The sequence below is a fragment of the Olleya namhaensis genome (assembly GCF_900114005.1).
Classification (GTDB): Bacteria; Bacteroidota; Bacteroidia; order Flavobacteriales; family Flavobacteriaceae; genus Olleya; species Olleya namhaensis.
The window spans coordinates 162,068-183,984 of record NZ_FORM01000004.1 but is presented as its reverse complement, the minus strand read 5'-3'; the positions used below and the strand labels follow the sequence as shown (position 1 = coordinate 183,984).

Below are 21,917 nucleotides of genomic sequence, written 5' to 3'. Positions count from 1 at the left end.
ATTATAGATTACGTGCTAAAAAGTAAGTACTAACCAGTACTGAAAAAATACTAGCAATAGTGGTTAGTGTTTGTGTCGCAGTTTGCCCGGCACCTATAGATTTACGTTTTAATGGTTTAACCATAATTAAATCGTTAGGCTGGATATAATAAAACTCAGATTGCATTGCTGAAATATCTGTCAAATCAATATGATGTATTTTTTGACCATTAGGATATTGTCTAACAATTAATACATCTTTACGGTCTCCTGTATCCAATATATCTCCTGCGTTAGCAATAGCCTCTAAAATATTAACACGGTCTTGATACAATACTTTTGTTCCTTTATTTGTAATCTCTCCCAAAGTAGTGTACTTTAATCCTGATAATTTTACAGTGACAAAAATCTTAGCAGTCTCTTTTAAATATTTTTGAAGAATAACGTCTTTTACTTTTACCTCTACTTCGTCCGTAGTAAATCCTAACACATTAATTTCTCCTAAAATAGGAAACTCTATATTACCATGTAAATCTACAGTAAACCCATTATAGTATAAAGACTGATCTGTGTCTCCAACAGCAGTAGTGGTTGGATTAAAAATTTGAACAAGCTCGTTAATTTCCTTTTTTTCGGCTTTAACGTTTACGCTTAATAAATCATTAACCTGCACACGATACGGCGTTGCTAAAGCTTGAATTTGAAGAGAGTCGTTTATAACGGTGCCTTTATCCTGAAGATAAACAACATCTTTTTGAGTAATACAAGAGGTACTTAAAAGACCAAGTACTACGACAATACACACTATAATTTGCTTCATATTGAGGCGTTTGTTTAGTCACAAATATAACCTTTCGTCGTGAAAAACAAAACTTTTACCGTGCATTTGGTATTTAAACCAAGATGTCAATCAAAATAGCTGTTTTAAGCTAATAGCTTTCATTTTTAGACCTCTAAATAACAACTTTTTACTTTTCACTTTCTACATTTCACTTATAATAACCATCTTTGTAAAAAAAACACCCATTGAATTATCTAACTGTAGAAAATATCGCTAAATCTTATGGCGAATTAACATTATTTGAAGGCCTATCTTTTAGCGTCCATAAAGACCAAAAGATTGCATTTGTCGCAAAAAATGGAACCGGAAAAACATCGATACTTAATATGCTAGCTGGTTTTGATGTACCAGATACTGGTAAGATTATTTACCGAAAAGATATCAAGGTGGCTTTTTTACCTCAAGATCCTAAGTTAGACGACACGTTAACTATTGAGGAATCTATTTTTAACGCAGACAACCCTGTGTTAGATATTATAAAAAATTACGAAAAAGCGTTATTAAATCCTGAAGATGAAGATGCCTACCAAAAAGCGTTTGAGCAAATGGATAGACATAATGCTTGGGATTTTGAAACACAATACAAGCAAATATTGTCTAAATTAAAATTAGACGATTTAACGCAAAAAATTAGCGTGCTATCTGGTGGACAAAAAAAACGTCTAAGTTTAGCCAATGCGTTAATTAATAAGCCGGATCTATTAATTTTAGATGAGCCTACCAACCATTTAGATTTAGAAATGATCGAATGGCTAGAAGCCTTTTTTGCTAAAGAAAACATTACTTTATTTATGGTTACCCACGATCGTTTTTTCTTAGAACGTGTGTGTAACGAAATTATAGAATTAGACCACGGTCAATTATATAACTACAAAGGAAACTACTCTTATTATCTTGAAAAAAAGGAAGAGCGTATTGCTAGAGAACAAGTAGAGACTGGAAAAGCAAAACAATTATTTAAGAAAGAATTGGTTTGGATGCGTCGTCAACCTAAAGCACGTACCACTAAATCTAAATCTAGAATAGACGATTTTACCGAAATAAAACATAAAGCCTCCCAACGAAGAAATGACCATGTAATTGAGCTTGAGCTTAACATGGAACGTTTAGGAAGCAAAATTGTCGAGTTAGTTAAACTATCTAAATCGTTTAAAGACAAAATTATTTTAGACAAGTTTGATTATAATTTTCAGCGTGGAGAACGTGTCGGAATCATTGGTAAAAACGGAACAGGAAAGTCTACTTTTCTAAACATGCTAACCAAAACAACACAGCCAGATAGTGGTAAAATACTAACTGGAGAAACCGTTAAGTTTGGGTATTACACACAAGCTGGAATTACACCTAAACCTGATCAAAAGGTTATTGATGTTGTTAGAGATTTTGGGGATTATATCCCATTAAAAAAAGGACGTCAAATTAGTGCACAACAATTATTAGAACGCTTTTTATTTGACAGAAAAAAGCAATATGATTTTGTTGAAAAACTGAGTGGTGGAGAACGTAAACGTCTGTACTTATGTACAATTTTAATACAAAACCCTAACTTTTTAATTCTTGATGAGCCTACAAACGATCTGGATATTGTAACCTTAAACGTACTAGAATCTTTTCTATTAGATTTCCCGGGATGTTTGATAGTGGTATCGCATGACCGTTATTTTATGGACAAGATTGTAGACCATTTATTAGTATTTAAAGGAGAAGGTAAAGTCGAAGATTTTCCAGGAAACTATTCGGATTACCGTACTTACGAAGACAGTAAAGCGCCAGAAATAGCCGGAAATTTAGACGATAAAAAAGAAAAGAAAAACTGGAAAAAAGACAATAACAAAGCTACTTTATCTTACAACGAACAAAAGGAATACAAAAACCTAGAAAGCAAAATAAAATCGTTAGAATTTGACAAAAAGGAAATGGAACAAAAATTTCTAGATCCAGATTTAAGTCAAGATCAAATTACAGAATTCTCAAATAAAATTCAAGGTATTATTGATAGCATCGAAGAAAAAGAAATGCGTTGGTTAGAATTAACCGAGAAAATGGAAGGATAAATTATCCATATACGATACAAAACAACTCTCCTCTTTAGTTAAAGAGGAGAATGAATTTTAATTTCCCAAATAAGGAAATTATAAGAAAGAGGAGTTTGAACTAACATCAGAATGAGTAAGACTTACCAAATACAATCCTACTTTAATTTTTTAAAACGCTCCACCAATCAACATGGTGTGCACTCCCCTTTTGTTTATGATTTAGTAACCAAGTGTTTTTACGACAAAAAAAAGCACTCCGCTTACAAAACCATAAAAAATTACAGAACACAATTACTACAAAACACCTCTACTATTGACGTTACCGATTTAGGATCAGGTAGCCAAGTCTTTAAAAACAACAAAAGAGTCATTTCTAAAATGGCTAAAGTCGCTGGGTCTAGTTATAAAGACGCCAAATTACTGTATCGTATCGCGCATTACTTTAAGTGTCATACCATTCTAGAACTTGGTACTTCTCTAGGTATTGCAACGCAAGCACTGGCACTTGGCAATCCAAAAGCAAAGATTACTACTGTGGAAGGCTGTCTTAATGTTTCGGCTGTAGCCAAAACCCAATTTAAAACGTTCGACTTAAAACATATTACTTTAAAAACAGGCGATTTTGCAGAGGTTATCAGGGATTTAAAAACTAAAACATTAGACTTTGTCTATTGCGATGGTAACCATACCAAGCAAGCAACATTGCAGTATTTTGAAATGCTATTGCCTAAAATGCACAACGATTCTGTGTTGATTTTTGATGACATTTATTGGTCAAAAGGAATGACCGATGCTTGGGAAATTATAAAAAACCATCCTCAAGTTACTGTAACCATTGACACCTACAAATTTGGCTTTGTATTTTTCAGGCAAGAACAAGCTAAGGAGCATTTTACAATTAGATTATAAAGCATTGTTTTTACCACAAAACAACGTTTAAAAAATATAGCTATATTTATCCTATATTAATCTAAACCAACCACTACATGGATAAGTACTATTCTCCTTCAGGGAAATTTGACCCAAAAGCAATTCTTTATTTTATTCTAATCTCAGTAATAGCAATGCCACTTTTAGGTTTAGCCTATTCTTACGCTATTTGGTACATTCCAATAATCTATCTTAATTTTTTAATTGCAGGAGCTGTCGGTTTTGCTATTGCTTGGCTAATATCAAAGTTTGTTATTAAACTAGGAAAAGTAAGAAACAAAGCATTGGCTGTTATTTTTGCGCTTTTAGCAAGTATTATCGCGCTCTATTCTTCTTGGGTCGTTTGGGCGGACCTAGTTATTAACATGGGAGAAAGTTATGGAACTTCTAGAATAGGTATCACTGCAAGTAATGTTGATGTCAATCAATTATACATTTTAGCCACCAACCCAGCAACTTTATTTGAATTAATAGCTAATATAAACGAATACGGTACTTGGGGCATAAAATCAACAACCGTTAGCGGAACCATTTTAACTATCATTTGGATCATAGAAGCACTATTAATTATTGGGGTAACACTACTTTTAACTAACGGATCCAGAGTACCATTTTGCGAATTATCTAACAAATGGTTTGAATCTAAAAACCTACCACCTTTTAATGTTGTAGAAAATAGAGGCGAATTAATTAAAGCTATTGAAAGTGGCGACCCTACAGCTTTTGACACCCTTGCTTTAGTAACAAAAGCAGACCAAGACCATAGTGTATTTACGTTGTTTTCTTCAAGTAATAATGAAAATTATCTAACGGTAAACAACATGAAAGGGAAGTTTAATAAAGACGGTGAATTAGAGTTTGATGATACGTTGCTTGTTGAAAACATTTACATAAACAACGAATTAAAAAACAAACTAGTAAACGTTAAGGACATTATTACACCCACCTTAGATTCCGAAGAAACAATAATAGAAGACAAAATAATAACCGAATAATAGTATTGACTAACTTTAAATTCTAGTTAAATTTTTAAGTTTTAATCTTTTTAACTTTTAACTTGCGTCACATGAAAATATACACTAAAACAGGAGATAAAGGTACGACAGCTTTATTTGGAGGCACACGTGTACCAAAACACCATATTAGAATTGATAGCTACGGAACGGTAGACGAACTAAACTCGTACATCGGTTTGATGAGAGATCAAGACATCAATCAAATCTATAAAGACATCTTAATAATTATTCAAGATAAATTATTTACGGTTGGTGCGGTATTGGCAACAGACCCTGAAAAAGCGATTCTTAAAAATGGAAAAGAGCGTTTAAACATCAATAAAATATCTGATGATGACATTGCTTTACTAGAACGTGAAATGGACGCTATGAACCTTGAATTACCACCTATGACACACTTTGTGTTACCTGGCGGTCATCAAACTGTGTCATTCTGTCACATAACCAGAACGGTGTGCAGACGTGCAGAACGCTTAGCATCAGCGCTTAACGATTTAGAACCCTTTGAGGCTAATACTTTAAAATACTTAAACCGTCTTTCTGACTATCTTTTTGTCTTGGCACGAAAGTTGTCTCATGACTTACAAGCAGACGAAGTAAAGTGGATTCCGGAAAAAACGTAATCAATTTTATAAAGAACTGTGATTAGTAACACTGCAAAATACTTTAGTATCAATTAGTTTGGTTTTAAAGACGTTCTTTTATTTAATGAAAAAATAATTCACTTTTTTCTTGACTATTTAAACAAAAAATTTACTTTTGCAAAAATTAAATCCTATTAAGAAATGTATTGGACATTAGAACTAGCATCTTATTTAAGTGATGCACCTTGGCCAGCAACTAAAGATGAGCTTATTGATTACGCTATAAGAACAGGCGCACCTTTAGAAGTTGTAGAAAATTTACAATCAATAGAAGACGAAGGTGATTCGTACGACTCTATAGAAGAAATTTGGCCAGATTATCCAACTGACGAAGATTACCTCTGGAATGAGGACGAGTATTAATAACACACAAATAGTATCAAAAAAGTCTCAATTAGAGACTTTTTTTGTGCTTTAAAATTTAGCCAAACGCGGCTAAAAACGTATATTTAACCACTTTTATTGACAGTCTATTTAACTCAGACTTAAAATAAAACCAAGTCGACTGCGCTCGCTGTGACAGTCGTTAACAATAAATAAACTAAAAATGTCATGCTCAGCGCTAACCACGCACTGATTTAAGACATAAAACAGAATATAACTATGAGTTTTTTAAATTCCGTACTAAAAGTATTTGTCGGCGACAAGTCTAAACAAGACGTCAAAGCCATTACACCTATAGTAAATAAAATTAAAACCTTTGAAAAGGCTATGATAGCCTTATCTCACGATCAATTAAGAGCTAAAACAGACGAGTTTAAAGCTATTATTGCGGAAGCACGCCAACCGTTTAATTCTAAAATTGAAACACTTCAAGCAGAAGCTAATGCAACTGAGGATATTGACAAGCGTGAAGACATCTATCAAGCTATTGATAAAATTAAAGATGAATCTTACACCGCTACAGAAGAGACTTTAAACAAAATATTACCTGAAGCGTTTGCAGTAGTTAAAGAAACAGCTAGACGTTTTAAGGACAACACAAACATAACAGTAACTGCTAATGAGTTTGACAGAACTATTTCTGGAGAAAAAGATTTTGTAACCTTAGAAGGTGACAAAGCACATTGGGCTAACTCTTGGGATGCTGCCGGTAAAGCCATTACTTGGGACATGGTACACTATGATGTGCAACTTATTGGTGGGGTTGCTATGCACCAAGGTAAAATTGCAGAGATGCATACGGGAGAAGGTAAAACGTTAGTGGCAACACTTCCTGTTTATTTAAATGCTTTAGCTGGTAAAGGTGTGCATTTAGTAACGGTAAACGACTACTTAGCAAAACGTGATAGTGCTTGGATGGCTCCAATATTTAACTTTCATGGTTTAAGTATTGACTGTATTGATTACCACCAACCAAATAGTGACGCCCGTCGTAAAGCATATAACTCAGACATTACTTATGGTACCAATAACGAGTTTGGTTTTGACTACCTACGTGATAACATGGCACATGCTACTGGAGATTTAGTACAACGCCCACACCACTACGCTATTGTAGATGAGGTGGATTCTGTATTAATTGATGATGCACGTACACCATTAATTATTTCTGGTCCAATACCAAAAGGTGATGAGCATGAGTTTACAGAGCTTAAACCTAAAGTAGATGATATTGTTAATACACAACGTAAATATCTAACTCAGGTTTTAGTTGAAGCAAAAAAATTAATTGGAGAAGGCGATACTAAAGAAGGTGGATTTAAATTATTACAAGTTTACAGAGGTATTCCTAAAAACAAAGCATTAATTAAGTTTTTAAGTGAAGACGGTGTAAAACAACTTCTTCAAAAAACAGAAAACTATTACATACAAGACAACAATCGCGAGATGCCTAAGGTTGATGCTGATTTGTACTATGTAATTGAAGAGAAAAACAATCAAATTGAATTAACGGATAAAGGTGTCGATTACATTTCTGGAAAAGACAACCCTGACTTTTTTGTGATGCCAGAAATTGGTATTGAAATTGCAAAAATTGAGGCTAAAGGTTTATCTACTGAAGACGAAGCTGAAGCTAAAGAAGATTTATTCCGTGATTTTGGAATCAAATCAGAACGTATTCATACACTTAACCAATTGCTTAAAGCCTATGCTTTATTTGAAAAAGACACACAATATGTGGTCATGGAAAATAAAGTAATGATTGTTGACGAGCAAACAGGTCGTATTATGGATGGGCGTCGTTATAGCGATGGATTACACCAAGCTATTGAAGCCAAAGAAAATGTAAAGATTGAAGATGCAACGCAAACTTTTGCAACGGTAACGCTTCAAAATTACTTCAGAATGTACAAAAAACTGTCAGGTATGACAGGTACAGCGGTAACGGAAGCTGGAGAATTCTGGGAGATCTATAAATTAGATGTTGTCGAAATTCCGACTAACAGACCAATTGCTAGAGATGACAGACAGGATTTAGTTTACAAAACTAAACGTGAAAAATATAATGCAGTTGTAGACGAGGTTACAAAACTATCACAACAAGGACGTCCAGTATTAATTGGTACAACGTCTGTAGATATCTCTGAATTACTAGGTAAGATTTTAGCACAACGTAAAGTACCACACAACGTATTAAACGCCAAGCAACATAAAAAAGAAGCAGAAATAGTTGATCAAGCTGGTAAACCAGGTCAGGTAACTATTGCTACAAACATGGCTGGTCGTGGTACGGATATTAAATTATCTGAAGCAGTTAAAGCAGCAGGTGGTTTAGCAATTATTGGTACAGAACGTCACGATTCTCGTCGTGTAGACCGTCAGCTACGTGGTCGTGCTGGTCGTCAAGGAGATCCAGGAAGCTCACAATTTTACGTGTCTCTTGAAGATAACTTGATGCGTTTATTTGGATCAGAGCGTATTGCTAAGATGATGGACCGTATGGGATTAGAAGAAGGTGAAGTGATTCAGCATTCTATGATTTCTAAATCTATTGAGCGTGCACAGAAAAAAGTTGAAGAAAATCAATTTGGAGTACGTAAGCGTTTATTAGAATACGATGATGTGATGAACTCGCAACGTGAAGTTGTATACAAGCGTCGTTATAACGCCTTATTTGGAGAGCGTCTACGTGTAGATTTAGCAAATATGATTTATGATACCTCTGAAGGTATTGCAGAGTCTAATAAAGCTGCTAGTGACTTTAAGAATTTTGAATTTGAATTGATTAGATATTTCTCAATGTCTTCTCCAATTACAGAAGCAGAATTTAATAAAATGTCTCCTTTAGATATTGCACAAAACATTTACAAAGCTGGTTTTAAACACTACAAAGAGAAAATGGGAAGAAATGCTGACATTGCATTTCCTATTATTGAAAATGTTTACGAAAACCAACGTGACAGATACAAACGTATCGTTGTTCCTTTTACAGATGGTGTAAAAAACATACAAGTTGTAACAGACTTAGAAAAAGCTTACGAAACAAAAGGAAAACAATTAGTTACAGATTTTGAAAAAAATATCTCTTTAGCGATTATTGATGATGCTTGGAAAACACATTTACGTAAAATGGACGAGCTTAAACAATCTGTGCAGTTAGCTGTACACGAGCAAAAAGATCCTTTATTAATTTACAAATTTGAAGCTTTCGAATTATTTAAGGAAATGATTGATCAGGTTAACAAAGAAGTAATTTCTTTCTTATTTAAAGGAGAATTACCAACTGAAACAACCAATGCCATAAGCGAAGCTAAAGAAGTACGTAAAAAGGAAAACTTACAAACACAAAAAGAAGAAATCCAAAACTTAGACGAACGTTCTGCACAAAACAGAGCTGCCTCTAATACGCAACCTCAGCAGCAAGTGGTAGAAACAATTGTTAGAGACCAGCCTAAAATTGGTCGTAATGACAAAGTAACAATCAAACACATTATTACTGGAGAAAACAAAACAGTTAAGTACAAACAAGCAGAACCTTTAATTACTAAAGGGGAATGGGTAATAGTTAACGATTAAGTTAATTACTAACATTAGTACTACTTTAAATACAAAATCCCGATACTAATTTAGTATCGGGATTTTTTTTTGAATGCCCTCTCCTACTTATTTCTATTAGGAGATTAAATATAATTTTGTAAATTGAATAACTAACCAACTCCTGTTTGAGTAACAATACTTACCACCATGCTTAAAAATATTTTAGCCACCATTGTAGGATTTGTAGTTGCATCTGCAACAGTATACTTAATCGAAACATTATTAGGACACACCTTTTATCCATTACCCGATACTATAGACCCAAATAATATGGAGTCCCTAAAAGCAAACTTACATTTAGTACCTAATGGCGCCAAAGTATTTGTTGTAATTGCTCATTTTTCAGGTATATTATTAGGGATGTTAGCTGCTGGAATAATTTCTAAAACAAGCATGATACCGGCTTATATCGTTGGTGGACTTATGGTTATTGCTACTGCTGCCACTATTATAATGCTACCTAAAGCGTTATGGTTTTCAGTAAGCGATGGACTACTAGCAATCGCTGCTTTTTTCTTTGGAAAATCGTTAGCAGCCAGACATGTCTTTGGTGCGTTGGTGTAAATTTTACTAAGAAAACTTACTACTTAACGTTGCTACAATGGCAGCCATATTTTCATTTTTAGCCTTTTTTTCTAAAAATATAGCAGGCACCTCTCTAACCTTACAATCTGTGATTGTACAACGCTCGCAAGTAACACCAACATTCTGGGTTGCAATGTTACCATCCTCTAAAAAATTTAGCTTACGTTGTAACTGTTTATTAATTAACAAACCTACACTTATACTTCGATAGTGGTTATCTCTAAACGGATCTTTTGTAGCAGATGATAAGACTAAATACTTCACGCCATCATCCTGATAATTAGATATTTGAACATCAAATTCGTGAGTATTATTACCTAAACTTATGTCTTTTAACTTTTGTAAAGACACCCAACGTCTGCAATAATGTTCATTAGTTTCATTGGCATGAGGCGATTGTTGATGTGACAAATGCAACTCTTTAGTAAGATAAAATTTATTACTATTCGCTTTATGCGTAAATCTTAAAAAGAAAAGGTTTTGAATATTAAATGCTTTAGGTAGTATATTAGTTAAGCGTTGATAAAAAGATTCAGGAGAGCCATTAAAACTATTAATAGCCTCTAAAAACAAATTAGCATCAAAGGTGTCTTTTTCAAAAACAGCACTTAATTTGGCTTTAATTTTAGCGCTAGGTATAATTAATGCACCTGCAAAATAAGAGGCATAAAAATTATTTAAAACTTGATCAAACGTATCAAACTTGATCCAAGGAAAAGTATACAAACGCTCTTTTATATCCAAAAAATTATAAGCCAACTCTTTTGCAAAAATAAAGTTACGTTGTGCTTCGTCAATTTCATTAGACAGCAACAACGTCTTTGTTTTAGGCACAAACAAGGATCGTAATTTACCCAAAGCGTCATAGTTGCTTAACTCATTATCTAGAATAGTATAACCAAATTCTTCTACAAGTATTTCTTTTAAATCTTGAGACCTAACCGTCTGATCTAAATCTACCTGATAGGCTTTTGCAAACTTTAAAACACTTTGCTCTAAATCTTCAAAGTAATTATTATTAGCCTCTTGAAAAGATCTTACAGAAGCTAAAAAAAAACTTTCGCGACTAAAATTATAATTCTTTGCAATTTTAATAATAGTACTAATAAACGCGTTGACTTTTGCTGGTGCATTTGCCACAATGTCTATCAAGTTGCTTTCTTTAATACCAAAAAGTTCTAAAGGTATTTCTTTTAAAATTTTAGATTGTAACAAATCACCAATTGGCGCTAAGTTTTTATCTAGCTTTAAAGACACCATTTGATCATATGGTACATCTAATTTTTCTGAAAGAATAGCGATTTTATCAGGTTTTGGATATTTTTTTCCATTTTCTATTTCGTTTAAATACGACTTAGATAATCCTGAAAGTTTAGACAGCCCAAACAATGATAATTTTTTATCAGTCCTTATCTGCTTTAGCTTTAAGCCAAATATCAATTTAATATAATCTTCTTGCATAATAGCAAATATACTCTTTTTTGCGAATATTCAATTTCAGCGAAAAATCATTTTTAGCGAACGTTCGCTTGTTTTATTAAAATCTTTGTTATACTATTGTCATATAAAATCATAACATCATGGAAAACACACTTTTAAAATCTCCTAAGATTACATTCTCTAAAGACGTTACAAATTACTATCCTGAAATTTTAACTGATGAAGCACTTACTTTTCTAAATGCACTTCATGAAAATTTTAATTCTGAACGCTTAGAATTATTAAAAAAACGTATCGAGCAACAACAAATTTTTGATAGTGGTCAATTCCCAAAATTTCCAAAAGAAACAAAAGCTATTAGAACATCAGATTGGACTGCTGGCACTATCCCTCATGATTTACAAGACCGTCGTGTCGAAATCACAGGACCTGTGGACAGAAAAATGATTATTAATGCTCTAAACTCAGGTGCCAAAACATTTATGGCCGATTTAGAAGACAGTAACGCGCCGACATGGGATAATGCTATATCTGGACAGCAAAACTTAATAGACGCTAACAACAAAACCATTTCTTTAAAGGATACAAAACGAAATAAATCATACAAACTAAATCCTGAAACAGCTGTTTTAATGGTAAGACCAAGGGGCTTGCATTTAAACGAAAGACATATTACTATTAATCACGAAGAAGCCTCTGGAAGCTTAGTGGATTTTGGATTATACGTGTTTCACAACACAAAGACGTTATTAGATAATAATACAGCGCCTTACTTTTATCTACCAAAATTAGAACACTATTTAGAAGCACGTTGGTGGGATTCAGTTTTCACATTTGCTGAAGCGTATTTAAAAGTACCACACGGTACGTTTAAAGCAACTGTCTTAGTAGAAACGATTACTGCTAGTTTTCAGTTAGACGAAATAATCTTTGAACTTAAAGACCATATCGTTGGGTTAAACTGTGGTCGATGGGATTATATTTTTTCTTATATCAAAAAGTTTAGAAACCATCCCAATTTTGTGGTACCTAATCGTGATCAAGTCACTATGACCTCCCCATTTATGGATGCGTATTCTAAATTAGTGATACAACGTTGTCACAAAAGAGGCATATTGGCTATTGGTGGAATGGCTGCACAAATCCCAATAAAAAATGATGAATATGCTAATATTGTTGCCTTAGAAAAAGTAAGAGTAGATAAAGAACGTGAAGTTAAAAACGGACATGATGGGACATGGGTAGCACATCCTGCATTAGTTGCTGTTGCTATGCGTGAATTTAATAAGTACATGCCAAATCCAAATCAATTAGAAGTCACCAGAAATGACATTACAATAACCGAACAAGATTTAGTAGAAATACCCAAAGGAACGATTACCGAAGCCGGCATACGCAAAAATATAAACGTTGGTATTTTATATACTGAAGCTTGGCTACGAGGTTATGGCGCTGTTGCGCTTTACAATTTAATGGAAGATGCAGCTACTGCTGAAATTTCACGAACTCAAGTTTGGCAATGGTTAAAAAACGAAGTCACTCTTGAAGATGGACGTTCATTTAATGTAGACTTATATCAAGAATTATTTAATGATGAAGTAGAAAAAATTGTTACCGAGTACGGTGAAGACACAATAAAAAACACAAAATTCAAATTAGCAATCTCTCTGTTTGACCAATTAGTAACCGCTGATACTTTTGAAGAATTTTTAACGCTTCCTGCTTACAAATACCTATAAAAAAAACAATCCTGCGATTGCTGTAACAATCAACAGGATCTAATTATTAATAAAAAATAACGTATTACAAAATTATGAAAAATTTAGCACAATCAAATTATAGTTCGGCTTTAGAAACCGTTAGAAATCTAAAAGCAAAGTATGGCAGTACTTGGAATGCCATACGACCAGAAAGCGCAGCAAGAATGGCTACTCAAAACCGCTTTAAAACGGGTTTAGATATTGCAAAATATACGGCTGGTATTATGAGAGCAGATATGGCAGCATATGATGCAGATCACTCAAACTATACGCAATCTTTAGGGTGCTGGCACGGGTTTGTGGCACAACAAAAAATGATTGCAGTAAAAAAACACCACAAAACAACAAGCAAGCGCTATTTATATTTGTCTGGATGGATGGTTGCAGCATTACGTTCAGAATTTGGACCATTACCAGATCAGTCTATGCACGAAAAAACAGCAGTGCCAAGTCTAATCGCAGAAATCTATGATTTTTTACGTCAAGCAGATGCCATAGAATTAAATGATTTATTTAAAAGACTTGAAAATGGAGAAAATGTGCAAGATCAAATTGATAATTTTGAAACCCATATCGTACCAATTATAGCAGATATTGATGCCGGTTTTGGTAATGAAGAAGCTACTTATTTACTAACAAAAAAAATGATTGAAGCAGGCGCATGTGCTATACAAATTGAAAACCAAGTATCTGATGCTAAACAATGTGGGCATCAAGATGGTAAAGTAACTGTACCACACGAAGATTTTACTGCAAAATTAAATGCCATTAGATATGCCTTTTTAGAATTAGGCGTGGATGAGGGTGTTATTGTTGCAAGAACAGATTCTGAAGGTGCTGGATTAACCCAGAAACTACCAGTTAGTCAAGAACCAGGAGATTTAGCATCACAATATTTAGCATTTGTCGAAGCTGAAGAAATCGCCATTACTGATGCCAAAGAAGACGATGTACTACTAAAAAGAGACGGAAAACTAGTAAGACCTGTAAGATTAGCCAATGGGTTATACAAATTCAAAGACGGTACAAATATAGACCGTGTCGTTTTAGACTGTATAACAAGCTTGCAAAATGGCGCTGATTTATTATGGATAGAAACGCCAACACCAAACGTAAAACAAATTGCACATATGGTTAATCGCGTAAAAGCTGTAATACCCAATGCTAAATTGGTTTACAACAACTCACCATCATTTAACTGGACATTAAACTTCCGTAATCAAGCTTATCAGGAGATGCTTGCAGAAGGTGAAGATGTAACAGCTTACGACCGTAATAATTTAATGGCTGCAGAATATGATAACACAGAATTATGTTTTCGTGCAGATCAAAAAATTAAAACATTCCAAAAAGATAGCGCTAGAGAAGCCGGAATATTCCACCACCTAATTACACTACCAACCTATCACACCACTGCGTTGCATATGAATGATTTAACGAAAGGATATTTTGGCGAAGATGGGATGTTAGCTTATGTAAAGGATGTACAAAGACAAGAAATCCGCAAAGGCGTGTCTTGCGTCAAACACCAAAGAATGGCAGGTTCTGATCTTGGAGATGATCATAAAACGTTTTTTGCAGGTGACAAAGCTTTAAAAGCAGGCGGAGAAAACAACACGTCAAATCAATTTGAAAGCAAAACAAGCACTATATCAAAAGCTGTTTCAGCAGCATAAATATTAGCATTGTTAGTTCACTTTATTTAAACACACAAACCTATTAACAACTTAGGTTTGTGTGTTTTTATTTATACTGCACATATTACAACTGACGCAAAGACAAATCAACAACTTGAAATTATCCTTTTTTTAATTAACTTCGTTTGACTTTTAATAAAATTCTATAAAACAGGATCTTATTTACTAACACCCTTACACTACCTAAAACTCGCACTACTAAGTGATAAAAAGAGCGCTATTAACAACTATACTACTAAATTCGGTAATTTTAATTGGAATACCTGCTGGACACGGTTTCGGAATTATGATAATGTTTGAAATTATGAGTATTCCTGCTTTAATCAAAACCGGAATTAATTATCAGAAAGACTATCCTTTTGAAAGTAGCCTGCTTATTATAGCTCTTGTTTCCTTAATAGGAAAACTAATATCAATTGTATTATTGTTTTCTAAAGACTTTTCAAATAAAAACATTTGGATGTATATAGGACTTGCATTAATGTTAATTCCTTTAATTACAGTTTGTTTCGGCGCTTGGAATTACGAAAAATATCTATTTTTTTTAACGTTAGGAAGCGCAATTCCATTTTTAATGTATTTAGGAAGAGTTATATATTTATCTAACAAACAGCCTAATAAATCGTGATTAGTAATCGATTTAAAACCTAAACTTAAAAATTAGGTGTCTTATCACTTAAGATTAGATGACTATTTGACGTTTTCCTTTTTTTAATTAACTTCGTTTGACTTTTAATAAAATTCTATAAAACAGAATCTTATCAACTATACATCAAACCAAACTACCAATTATGTTAAAAACTCCAGTTATTCACCCTACAATTATGGAAGCGTTAGCGCGCTCAGGTCATTTTGCACAAGTTGTCATTGCTGACGGTAATTTACCTGTTGGCGCCATGACAGGCCCAAACTCGACAACAGTCCACCTCAACTTTCGTCCTGGATTGTTAGATGCGCTTACCGTACTTAAAGGTCTAATAGAAGTTTGTCCTTTTCAAGGCGCCATTGTTATGGAAAAACCTGCTGAAGCAAATGCAGAAATACATGACGCTTATAAAAAAGTGCTTGGAGATGTTACATGGGATGAGATGGAACGTTGGGCTTTTTATGACAAAATTAAAGCCCCAGAAACGACTTTAATAATTCAAACCGGAGAGCAACGTCGCTTTGCCAATTTGATTTTAACTGTAGGTGTTGTAAAAATGGCTGAAGAAAGTGGTTTTTAATAAGATCACTTTACAAATTTAAAAGACAAGCTTCTACTTAAAAACCTTTATACCACACTAGTTTTTAATACAAAACCTATCCCAAACCCATGAAAGAACAATTAAAAGTATTTAGAATTATTCATTTAGCGTTAGTTGCTGGTTTAGTAGTTGCCTACTTTGTATTAGGTAATTTATCTGACTTTAGTCAATTAAAATTACCAACATTAGATAACGATAACATGATTTATTTAGCGATTCCTATCGCTGCTTTTATAATCAGTAATTTGATGTTTAAAATGTTGGTTTCCAAAATAGACAACGCGCTTAGCTTAAAAGAAAAAATAGTACCCTACCAAAGTGCATCTATTGTGCGCTATGCTATTATTGAAGGCGCTGCTTTTTTAATCTTAATACTTAAACCAGAGCTTATTGTTTTTGGACTACTGCTAATTGTATATTTAGCTTTATTAATGCCAACGGAACAACGTATTAAAAGAGATTTACAAATTTTAGATTAATTGTTATAATCCTAAAATTGGTCCTGGATCTACAGTATTTGATTTATAAAACGCAAGCGTATTTAAACAGCAAACGCCCGGATAGTCTCCAGTCTTATCTTGTATATCCAATATAATCTGAAAGTGTAAATGCGGGGCATAATCTCCGTTTACAGAAGCGTCTCCAAGATGTGCTATGGTTTCGCCTTGAGCGACAGTACCTCCTACTTTTAAATTAGCTATTGATGCTTCGTTTAAATGCCCGTAAAGTGTATAAAAAGTTTCGTTATTAATGGTATGTTTTACAATAATAGTTGGCCCATAGTCGCCAAAATTGGTGTTATTATTAAAACTATGAATTGTACCATCAAAACAAGATAAAACTGCTGTATTGGCTGGACACCATAAATCTAACCCAATATGGATGTTACGCTGTTCTGTTTCGGCTTGAGCCGAAAAATAAGCACTACGATTATATAGATTTCTAGTCTCTAAATAGCCACCAAAAGCAACTTGCTTATTGTGCGCTTTAAGATAATTAGTCATATAAATCTCCCAAGCGGAAGATGATGCCACATCAAAAGTATTTAAATCTTGATTAGCTTTGGATAAATCTATAGCGATATAATCCGATTTTGGGATGGATGCATCTATAACATTTAGAGCTGGTCCAGTCCATTGACTTAAAAAAGAAGAAGGTGTAGTTGAATTCATATTAAAACAATATTGAATTCAAATTTAGAAATTTTATTTAGCAATTACATTACTAAACTTAGCATTTATAATTATGGTTTTACTTGTATTACTATTATCGTTTGGATAATTTTTAATGGTTTTATTAGAGGCTGACACGTTATTAAATTTAGAACGATTACCATTAAAATACAAGTTGTAATCTGTATTTGGTAGCTTTAATTTAGCTTCTGAGTTTTCTAAAACAATGTTTAAATTATTAAAATCTGACGCGATTGTATTAATTAACAAATCTCCAAAACTACCGTTAATCACGGAGTTACCAGACAGGTTATTAACTTCAATATCTGAAGATACCGCATTTAAAATCAGGTTATTTGCATTAGCTATTATAGCATCATCGACATAGTTTAATTTTAACTGACCAGACATCCAGTCTTTTATAGCCACTTTAGCATAAGACACATTAATGGAGGTATTACCCCCATTAATGTGATTAGCTATAAATGATCCATGAGACACGTCCCCTTTTGCGTTTTCCAATGCATTGGCTAATTTTAACTCGCCATGTCTGACGTTTAGTTTTAACTTGGCTTTTTTAGGCATTTTTATAATAATGGTTTTGGTTGTATTATAATCTATGTCCTTAAACAGCTTGTTGCTTTTGTCATTTCCTTTTTTTCCATCGTCCTCAAACTGTGCTTCCATTTTACGCTCAAACTCAGCTTCAAATCGTTTTCCCCAAGCCTCTAACTTAGGTGCAACTTCCTGTTCAAAACGCGCTCCCCATGCTTCTAATTTAGGAGCTATTTCTTCTTCAAACTTCTTACCAAAATTCTCTCCCCACGCTTCCATACTTTTCTCAAAATCATCATCAAATAAGCTTTCTATTTGTTTACCAAAATTTTCGCCCCAAGCTTCCATTTCTTTTTCAAACCTATCAATATCTTCCTGGTTGATGCTTTTTGCCCAAGTTCGCATTTCTTGCTCATAAGCTTCACCATAGTCTTTACGGTATTTTTTACTCCACGTATCTAAATAAGATTCACCTTCGTTTTTATACCTATCGTAATCAAAATCGACATTATAATTCCCGTCCGGAGACTTTGGAATGCGTAATGATTTTAGTTTTTCTGGCAATTCTCCTAAAACATCTAATTGCTCTAACTTTTGTAACAGTGGTCCTAAGTTTATTTCTAATTTTTCTGGCAAGTTGGCCAATGCTTGGATTGACGCTTCATCCAAAATAGTCAAACTCATATCATCAGACCAAATACCCTTAGACCCTTTTGAGGTAATTTTTACATAATCCGAATCTCCAGTTAAGCTAACCTCCCAATTATCTAATGCTTTTTGTAGATCTTCTTGGGATAGTTTTTTACTTTCAATAAAGGCTTCGACCTCGATATAATCTTTATTCCAAGTTTCCACAATAATATTGGTATGACTTGTATTTAGATCTACCGTTACATCACGATCTGCTCTTACAGATTGATCAATTTTACTCATCTTTTGTTGCGCAGTAACACTTAAGGTTACCAACAAAAGGATTGCGCTAAGCGCTATAGTTTTAAATATTTTATAGTGTTTCATTATATTATAATTTTTAAAGCTTACCCTTGAGAAGCTTTTATACTGTTTAACTGACTTAACTGTTCCTTAAGACGATACATCAAGTTTAAACGCAGTTTAAGATTTTGGATTAATGCATTAACGGTATGCTCATCTGGGCCACTAGTAGTCAACTCTGTAGACAAGCTTTTATATTCTGCATTCAACTCTTCCAATCGTAACACATACCCATCAAACAACTCTTTATTATCCGGTGTCAATTTTAGTTTAGATAATTCTAAATTAATATTGGCCACGTAATAATCTTCCACCTTTTTTAAATCAGGAGAAATATCTCCTAATGTTATAGACGGTTTTGTAGTATTAATTTTTGGTGTTGGATTATCTGTATCCACGACTTGTGTTGGCGTCGTTTGGGTTTTAAAAAGCGTATAACTTCCAAAACCTAAACCAATTACTAACAATACACTAGCTGCAATATTTAAAAATGTCCATTTAGACTTGGTTTTCTCTGGCAATGCGTGCTCTAACTTGTCCAAAAATCTAGCCTCATGTCCTTTAGACATTTGGGGTTTGGATAATGTATTATCTGCATTAAATAAGTCTTTAATATCTTTCGCCATAATGGGTGTGTTTTAAAAGGTCTTGCAATTTTACTTTTCCTCTGGATAATTGGGTACGCGAGGCAACTTCTGTAATATTCAAAATTTGCGAAATCTCTTGATGATCATACCCTTCTACTAAAAATAGCATGACTACGTATTTGTATTTATCCGGAAGGCTGTTAATGGCTTGTTTTATTTGGTCTAAAGTTGTTGTATCATCTACTAACCATTTGTCATTTGTATCGGTATCTATTACCTTCAGATGCACCTCGTCCAATTCAACCAATCGTTGCTTTTTAGACTTTAAGTAATCAATACTTTTATTAATAACAATACGTTTTAACCAAGCGCCAAAAGTAACATCGCCTTTAAATTGATGTAGTTTACTAAATGCCTTAATAAAAGCATCTTGGACGACATCTTCTGCCTCGGCTGTGTGGTTTACAAATCGTAAAGCAACATGATACATGGCATCGCAGTATTGCTGATACACCTGCATTTGGGCTTTCCGGTTGTTTTGTTTACACAACTCAATGTTATCTAAAGTAACGACTTTCACTTGTTGGTTTTTGGTTAGTGTTCAGCTTAAAGACGACACAAAAAAAGCAGTGTTGCAAAAAAGTGATATTATTTTTCAATTTAGCACAAATATTTAGAATAATTTAAGGCTTATCCTTCTGTAAGTACTAAATTTTCAGTTAATTTTGTTTCACTATTAATGACTATTATCCAGTTAAATTAAAATGAAAAAATTTATATATCTATTAATTCTTGTCGTAATTGGTGTCGTAGGTTATCAATTTTCGACTAGCACAGGACTATTTAATAAACCTTTAAGTCCAAAAGATACTGCCGGAATCAAAATTAACGACTTAAATGTAAAAGTTGTATACAACAGGCCTTCAAAACGTGACAGAGATGTTTTTGGTGCTTTAGTCCCTTTTGATAAAGTGTGGCGTACTGGTGCCAATGAGGCAACTACGTTTGAAACTAATCATGATCTATCAATAAAAGGCGTTAAATTACCTAAAGGAAAATATACCCTTTGGACCGTACCAAAAGCGGATAACTGGAAAGTCATGTTTAACTCTAAACAATATGATTGGGGAGTTAACGAAAAAATGGAACCTAATTGGGATCCTAATTTTGACGTGGTAGAAGTTGAAGTACCCGCAAAAAAACTAGATAAAACCGTAGAGCAATTTACAGTGGCTTTTGACAACTCTACAGACGATTTAAAAATGACAATGGCTTGGGATAATGTAAAAATTGAAGTCCCTTTAAAAGATTAATTTTAGTAACGCTTACGCGGAAATTAAAAGCAACTATGTCCAATAAAAAAACAGCTCTATCAAAAACTGAAGGCGTTTCTTCTCCAGAAATGACCAATCCAGATGCTGTTTTAAAACTAAAAGCCAAACGTAGATTACAACGTACCACTAAAGATTTAGTAGGCGCGATTTTAAACGGAAACATTACCGCTTTAAGTCAAGCCATTACTTTAGTAGAAAGTAAAAACCCAAAACATACCGCACAAGCTAATGCTATAATTAAAGCCTGCTTACCACATGCCAATCAATCGACACGAATTGGTATTACCGGTGTGCCTGGTGTTGGAAAAAGCACCTTTATTGAAGCTTTTGGAACACACCTAACCACTTTAAACAAAAAAGTAGCAGTCTTGGCTGTAGACCCAAGTAGTAGCATAACTAAAGGTAGTATTCTTGGAGACAAAACCAGAATGGAAGATTTGGTTAAAAATAACAATGCCTATATACGCCCATCAGCCTCCGGAACATCTTTGGGCGGTGTAGCCAGAAAAACGCGGGAAACAATTATCCTATGTGAAGCTGCAGGTTTTGACACAGTGATTATTGAAACTGTTGGTGTTGGTCAAAGTGAAACTGCTGTCCATAGCATGGTAGACTTCTTTTTATTACTAAAATTGGCAGGCGCTGGAGACGAACTGCAAGGTATTAAAAGAGGTATTATTGAAATGGCAGACGCCATAGCAATTAACAAAGCAGATGGAGACAACGTTAAACGTGCTAAATTGGCTAAAGTCGAGTTTAACCGTGCTTTACACATGTACCCAATTAAAGACTCTAATTGGCAACCTAAAGTTACTTTATGCAGCGCTTTAACTAATGATGGTATCTCTGAAATTTGGGATGTTATTTCTGATTACATCACGCTAACCAAACAGAACAACTACTTTAATAGCAAACGTACCGAGCAAAATAAATTTTGGTTGCTACAGACTATTGAAGAACAACTTAAAGCTGTCTTTTTTAATAATCCTGACATTAAAATAGAACTAAACAAACAACTCGCGCTGATTGAGGCCAATCAAACCACTCCTTTTGCTGCTGCAGATTACTTGTTGGGATTGGGGTAATTTTTTGCTGTATAAATTAGAAGTTTAACGCTAAA

At 33.8% G+C, this 21,917-nt stretch carries 20 protein-coding genes; 14 read left to right on the top strand and 6 right to left on the bottom strand.

The genetic code is table 11. From position 1 onward, the window contains the following. Position 1: 1 nt before the first annotated feature. Entirely contained in the window at positions 2–799 is a 798-nt protein-coding gene (locus BMZ09_RS08005) for a polysaccharide biosynthesis/export family protein (RefSeq protein ID WP_090839271.1), read from the bottom strand. A gap of 206 nt (positions 800–1,005) precedes the next feature. Between BMZ09_RS08005 and BMZ09_RS08000 the strand changes: the two genes are divergently transcribed. The 7 genes from BMZ09_RS08000 to BMZ09_RS07970 all read left to right on the top strand — a co-directional run bounded on the left by BMZ09_RS08000 (position 1,006) and on the right by BMZ09_RS07970 (position 9,991). After that, positions 1,006–2,874 (top strand): ABC-F family ATP-binding cassette domain-containing protein, encoded by a 1,869-nt coding sequence (locus BMZ09_RS08000; protein WP_090839269.1) that lies wholly within the window; start codon positions 1,006–1,008, stop codon positions 2,872–2,874. A 111-nt stretch (positions 2,875–2,985) separates the two neighbouring features. After that, on the top strand, positions 2,986–3,765 hold the full coding sequence (locus tag BMZ09_RS07995; RefSeq protein ID WP_090839267.1) for an O-methyltransferase: 780 nt from the start codon (positions 2,986–2,988) through the stop codon (positions 3,763–3,765). Positions 3,766–3,842: 77 nt separating this feature from the next. Then, entirely contained in the window at positions 3,843–4,781 is a 939-nt protein-coding gene (locus BMZ09_RS07990; RefSeq protein ID WP_090839265.1) for a hypothetical protein, read from the top strand. Positions 4,782–4,852: 71 nt separating this feature from the next. Then, on the top strand, positions 4,853–5,425 hold the full coding sequence (locus tag BMZ09_RS07985; protein ID WP_090839263.1) for a cob(I)yrinic acid a,c-diamide adenosyltransferase: 573 nt from the start codon (positions 4,853–4,855) through the stop codon (positions 5,423–5,425). A 162-nt stretch (positions 5,426–5,587) separates the two neighbouring features. After that, entirely contained in the window at positions 5,588–5,809 is a 222-nt protein-coding gene (locus BMZ09_RS07980) for a DUF2795 domain-containing protein (protein WP_006989959.1), read from the top strand. Positions 5,810–6,049: 240 nt separating this feature from the next. After that, positions 6,050–9,406, top strand: a complete 3,357-nt coding sequence (secA, locus tag BMZ09_RS07975; protein ID WP_090839261.1) for a preprotein translocase subunit SecA — start codon at positions 6,050–6,052, stop codon at positions 9,404–9,406. A 168-nt stretch (positions 9,407–9,574) separates the two neighbouring features. Further along, a complete protein-coding gene (locus tag BMZ09_RS07970) occupies positions 9,575–9,991 on the top strand; it encodes a hypothetical protein (protein ID WP_090839259.1) in 417 nt (138 codons plus the stop codon). Between the two features lie 6 nt (positions 9,992–9,997). Here BMZ09_RS07970 and BMZ09_RS07965 read toward each other — a convergent pair whose 3' ends face one another. Beyond that, the gene (locus tag BMZ09_RS07965) at positions 9,998–11,473 is read right to left on the bottom strand and encodes a helix-turn-helix domain-containing protein (protein WP_090839257.1); all 1,476 of its coding nucleotides are present in this window, start codon (positions 11,471–11,473) and stop codon (positions 9,998–10,000) included. Between the two features lie 119 nt (positions 11,474–11,592). Here BMZ09_RS07965 and aceB point away from each other — a divergent pair, with 119 nt between their 5' ends. From aceB to BMZ09_RS07940, 5 genes are all read left to right on the top strand, one after another. Beyond that, positions 11,593–13,191, top strand: a complete 1,599-nt coding sequence (gene aceB, locus BMZ09_RS07960; RefSeq protein WP_090839255.1) for a malate synthase A — start codon at positions 11,593–11,595, stop codon at positions 13,189–13,191. Between the two features lie 74 nt (positions 13,192–13,265). Beyond that, positions 13,266–14,888, top strand: a complete 1,623-nt coding sequence (locus tag BMZ09_RS07955; RefSeq protein ID WP_090839253.1) for an isocitrate lyase — start codon at positions 13,266–13,268, stop codon at positions 14,886–14,888. A 223-nt stretch (positions 14,889–15,111) separates the two neighbouring features. Then, entirely contained in the window at positions 15,112–15,537 is a 426-nt protein-coding gene (locus BMZ09_RS07950) for a hypothetical protein (protein WP_090839251.1), read from the top strand. A 163-nt stretch (positions 15,538–15,700) separates the two neighbouring features. Beyond that, on the top strand, positions 15,701–16,135 hold the full coding sequence (locus BMZ09_RS07945; protein ID WP_090839249.1) for an RbsD/FucU domain-containing protein: 435 nt from the start codon (positions 15,701–15,703) through the stop codon (positions 16,133–16,135). An 89-nt stretch (positions 16,136–16,224) separates the two neighbouring features. Beyond that, positions 16,225–16,635, top strand: coding sequence for an MFS transporter (locus BMZ09_RS07940; RefSeq protein ID WP_090839247.1), 411 nt, complete (start codon positions 16,225–16,227; stop codon positions 16,633–16,635). 3 nt (positions 16,636–16,638) lie between these two features. On the opposite strand, the gene BMZ09_RS07935 is transcribed toward BMZ09_RS07940, so the two are convergent. From BMZ09_RS07935 to BMZ09_RS07920, 4 genes are read right to left on the bottom strand one after another with little or no spacing between them, the layout of a single operon-like run. After that, positions 16,639–17,328: a peptidoglycan DD-metalloendopeptidase family protein gene (locus BMZ09_RS07935; RefSeq protein WP_090839245.1), complete on the bottom strand. Its 690-nt coding sequence runs from the start codon at positions 17,326–17,328 to the stop codon at positions 16,639–16,641. Positions 17,329–17,361: 33 nt separating this feature from the next. Continuing rightward, positions 17,362–18,900, bottom strand: coding sequence for a hypothetical protein (locus BMZ09_RS07930; RefSeq protein ID WP_090839243.1), 1,539 nt, complete (start codon positions 18,898–18,900; stop codon positions 17,362–17,364). Positions 18,901–18,920: 20 nt separating this feature from the next. Further along, a complete protein-coding gene (locus BMZ09_RS07925) occupies positions 18,921–19,502 on the bottom strand; it encodes a hypothetical protein (protein ID WP_090839241.1) in 582 nt (193 codons plus the stop codon). Beyond that, a complete protein-coding gene (locus tag BMZ09_RS07920; protein ID WP_090839239.1) occupies positions 19,486–19,983 on the bottom strand; it encodes an RNA polymerase sigma factor in 498 nt (165 codons plus the stop codon). Before BMZ09_RS07920 ends, BMZ09_RS07925 begins: the two co-directional genes overlap by 17 nt. A gap of 244 nt (positions 19,984–20,227) precedes the next feature. On the opposite strand from BMZ09_RS07920, the gene BMZ09_RS07915 reads away from it, so the two are divergent. Then, the gene (locus tag BMZ09_RS07915) at positions 20,228–20,776 is read left to right on the top strand and encodes a DUF2911 domain-containing protein (protein ID WP_090839237.1); all 549 of its coding nucleotides are present in this window, start codon (positions 20,228–20,230) and stop codon (positions 20,774–20,776) included. A 35-nt stretch (positions 20,777–20,811) separates the two neighbouring features. After that, complete coding sequence (gene meaB, locus BMZ09_RS07910) at positions 20,812–21,882, top strand: methylmalonyl Co-A mutase-associated GTPase MeaB (protein WP_090839235.1); 1,071 nt, start codon at positions 20,812–20,814, stop codon at positions 21,880–21,882. Positions 21,883–21,917: the final 35 nt, after the last annotated feature.

Bases quoted from the DNA above. Each gene is read 5' to 3' on its own strand.
- BMZ09_RS07985 (WP_090839263.1), top strand. From the start codon at position 4,853: ATGAAAATATACACTAAAACAGGAGATAAAGGTACGACAGCTTTATTT.
- BMZ09_RS07995 (WP_090839267.1), top strand. From the start codon at position 2,986: ATGAGTAAGACTTACCAAATACAATCCTACTTTAATTTTTTAAAACGC.
- BMZ09_RS07970 (WP_090839259.1), top strand. From the start codon at position 9,575: ATGCTTAAAAATATTTTAGCCACCATTGTAGGATTTGTAGTTGCATCT.
- BMZ09_RS07990 (WP_090839265.1), top strand. From the start codon at position 3,843: ATGGATAAGTACTATTCTCCTTCAGGGAAATTTGACCCAAAAGCAATT.
- BMZ09_RS07930 (WP_090839243.1), bottom strand. From the start codon at position 18,900: ATGAAACACTATAAAATATTTAAAACTATAGCGCTTAGCGCAATCCTT.
- BMZ09_RS07935 (WP_090839245.1), bottom strand. From the start codon at position 17,328: ATGAATTCAACTACACCTTCTTCTTTTTTAAGTCAATGGACTGGACCA.
- BMZ09_RS07940 (WP_090839247.1), top strand. From the start codon at position 16,225: ATGAAAGAACAATTAAAAGTATTTAGAATTATTCATTTAGCGTTAGTT.
- BMZ09_RS07965 (WP_090839257.1), bottom strand. From the start codon at position 11,473: ATGCAAGAAGATTATATTAAATTGATATTTGGCTTAAAGCTAAAGCAG.
- BMZ09_RS07915 (WP_090839237.1), top strand. From the start codon at position 20,228: ATGAAAAAATTTATATATCTATTAATTCTTGTCGTAATTGGTGTCGTA.
- BMZ09_RS08005 (WP_090839271.1), bottom strand. From the start codon at position 799: ATGAAGCAAATTATAGTGTGTATTGTCGTAGTACTTGGTCTTTTAAGT.
- meaB (WP_090839235.1), top strand. From the start codon at position 20,812: ATGTCCAATAAAAAAACAGCTCTATCAAAAACTGAAGGCGTTTCTTCT.
- BMZ09_RS07980 (WP_006989959.1), top strand. From the start codon at position 5,588: ATGTATTGGACATTAGAACTAGCATCTTATTTAAGTGATGCACCTTGG.
- BMZ09_RS07955 (WP_090839253.1), top strand. From the start codon at position 13,266: ATGAAAAATTTAGCACAATCAAATTATAGTTCGGCTTTAGAAACCGTT.
- BMZ09_RS07920 (WP_090839239.1), bottom strand. From the start codon at position 19,983: ATGCAGGTGTATCAGCAATACTGCGATGCCATGTATCATGTTGCTTTA.
- BMZ09_RS07945 (WP_090839249.1), top strand. From the start codon at position 15,701: ATGTTAAAAACTCCAGTTATTCACCCTACAATTATGGAAGCGTTAGCG.
- secA (WP_090839261.1), top strand. From the start codon at position 6,050: ATGAGTTTTTTAAATTCCGTACTAAAAGTATTTGTCGGCGACAAGTCT.
- aceB (WP_090839255.1), top strand. From the start codon at position 11,593: ATGGAAAACACACTTTTAAAATCTCCTAAGATTACATTCTCTAAAGAC.
- BMZ09_RS07925 (WP_090839241.1), bottom strand. From the start codon at position 19,502: ATGGCGAAAGATATTAAAGACTTATTTAATGCAGATAATACATTATCC.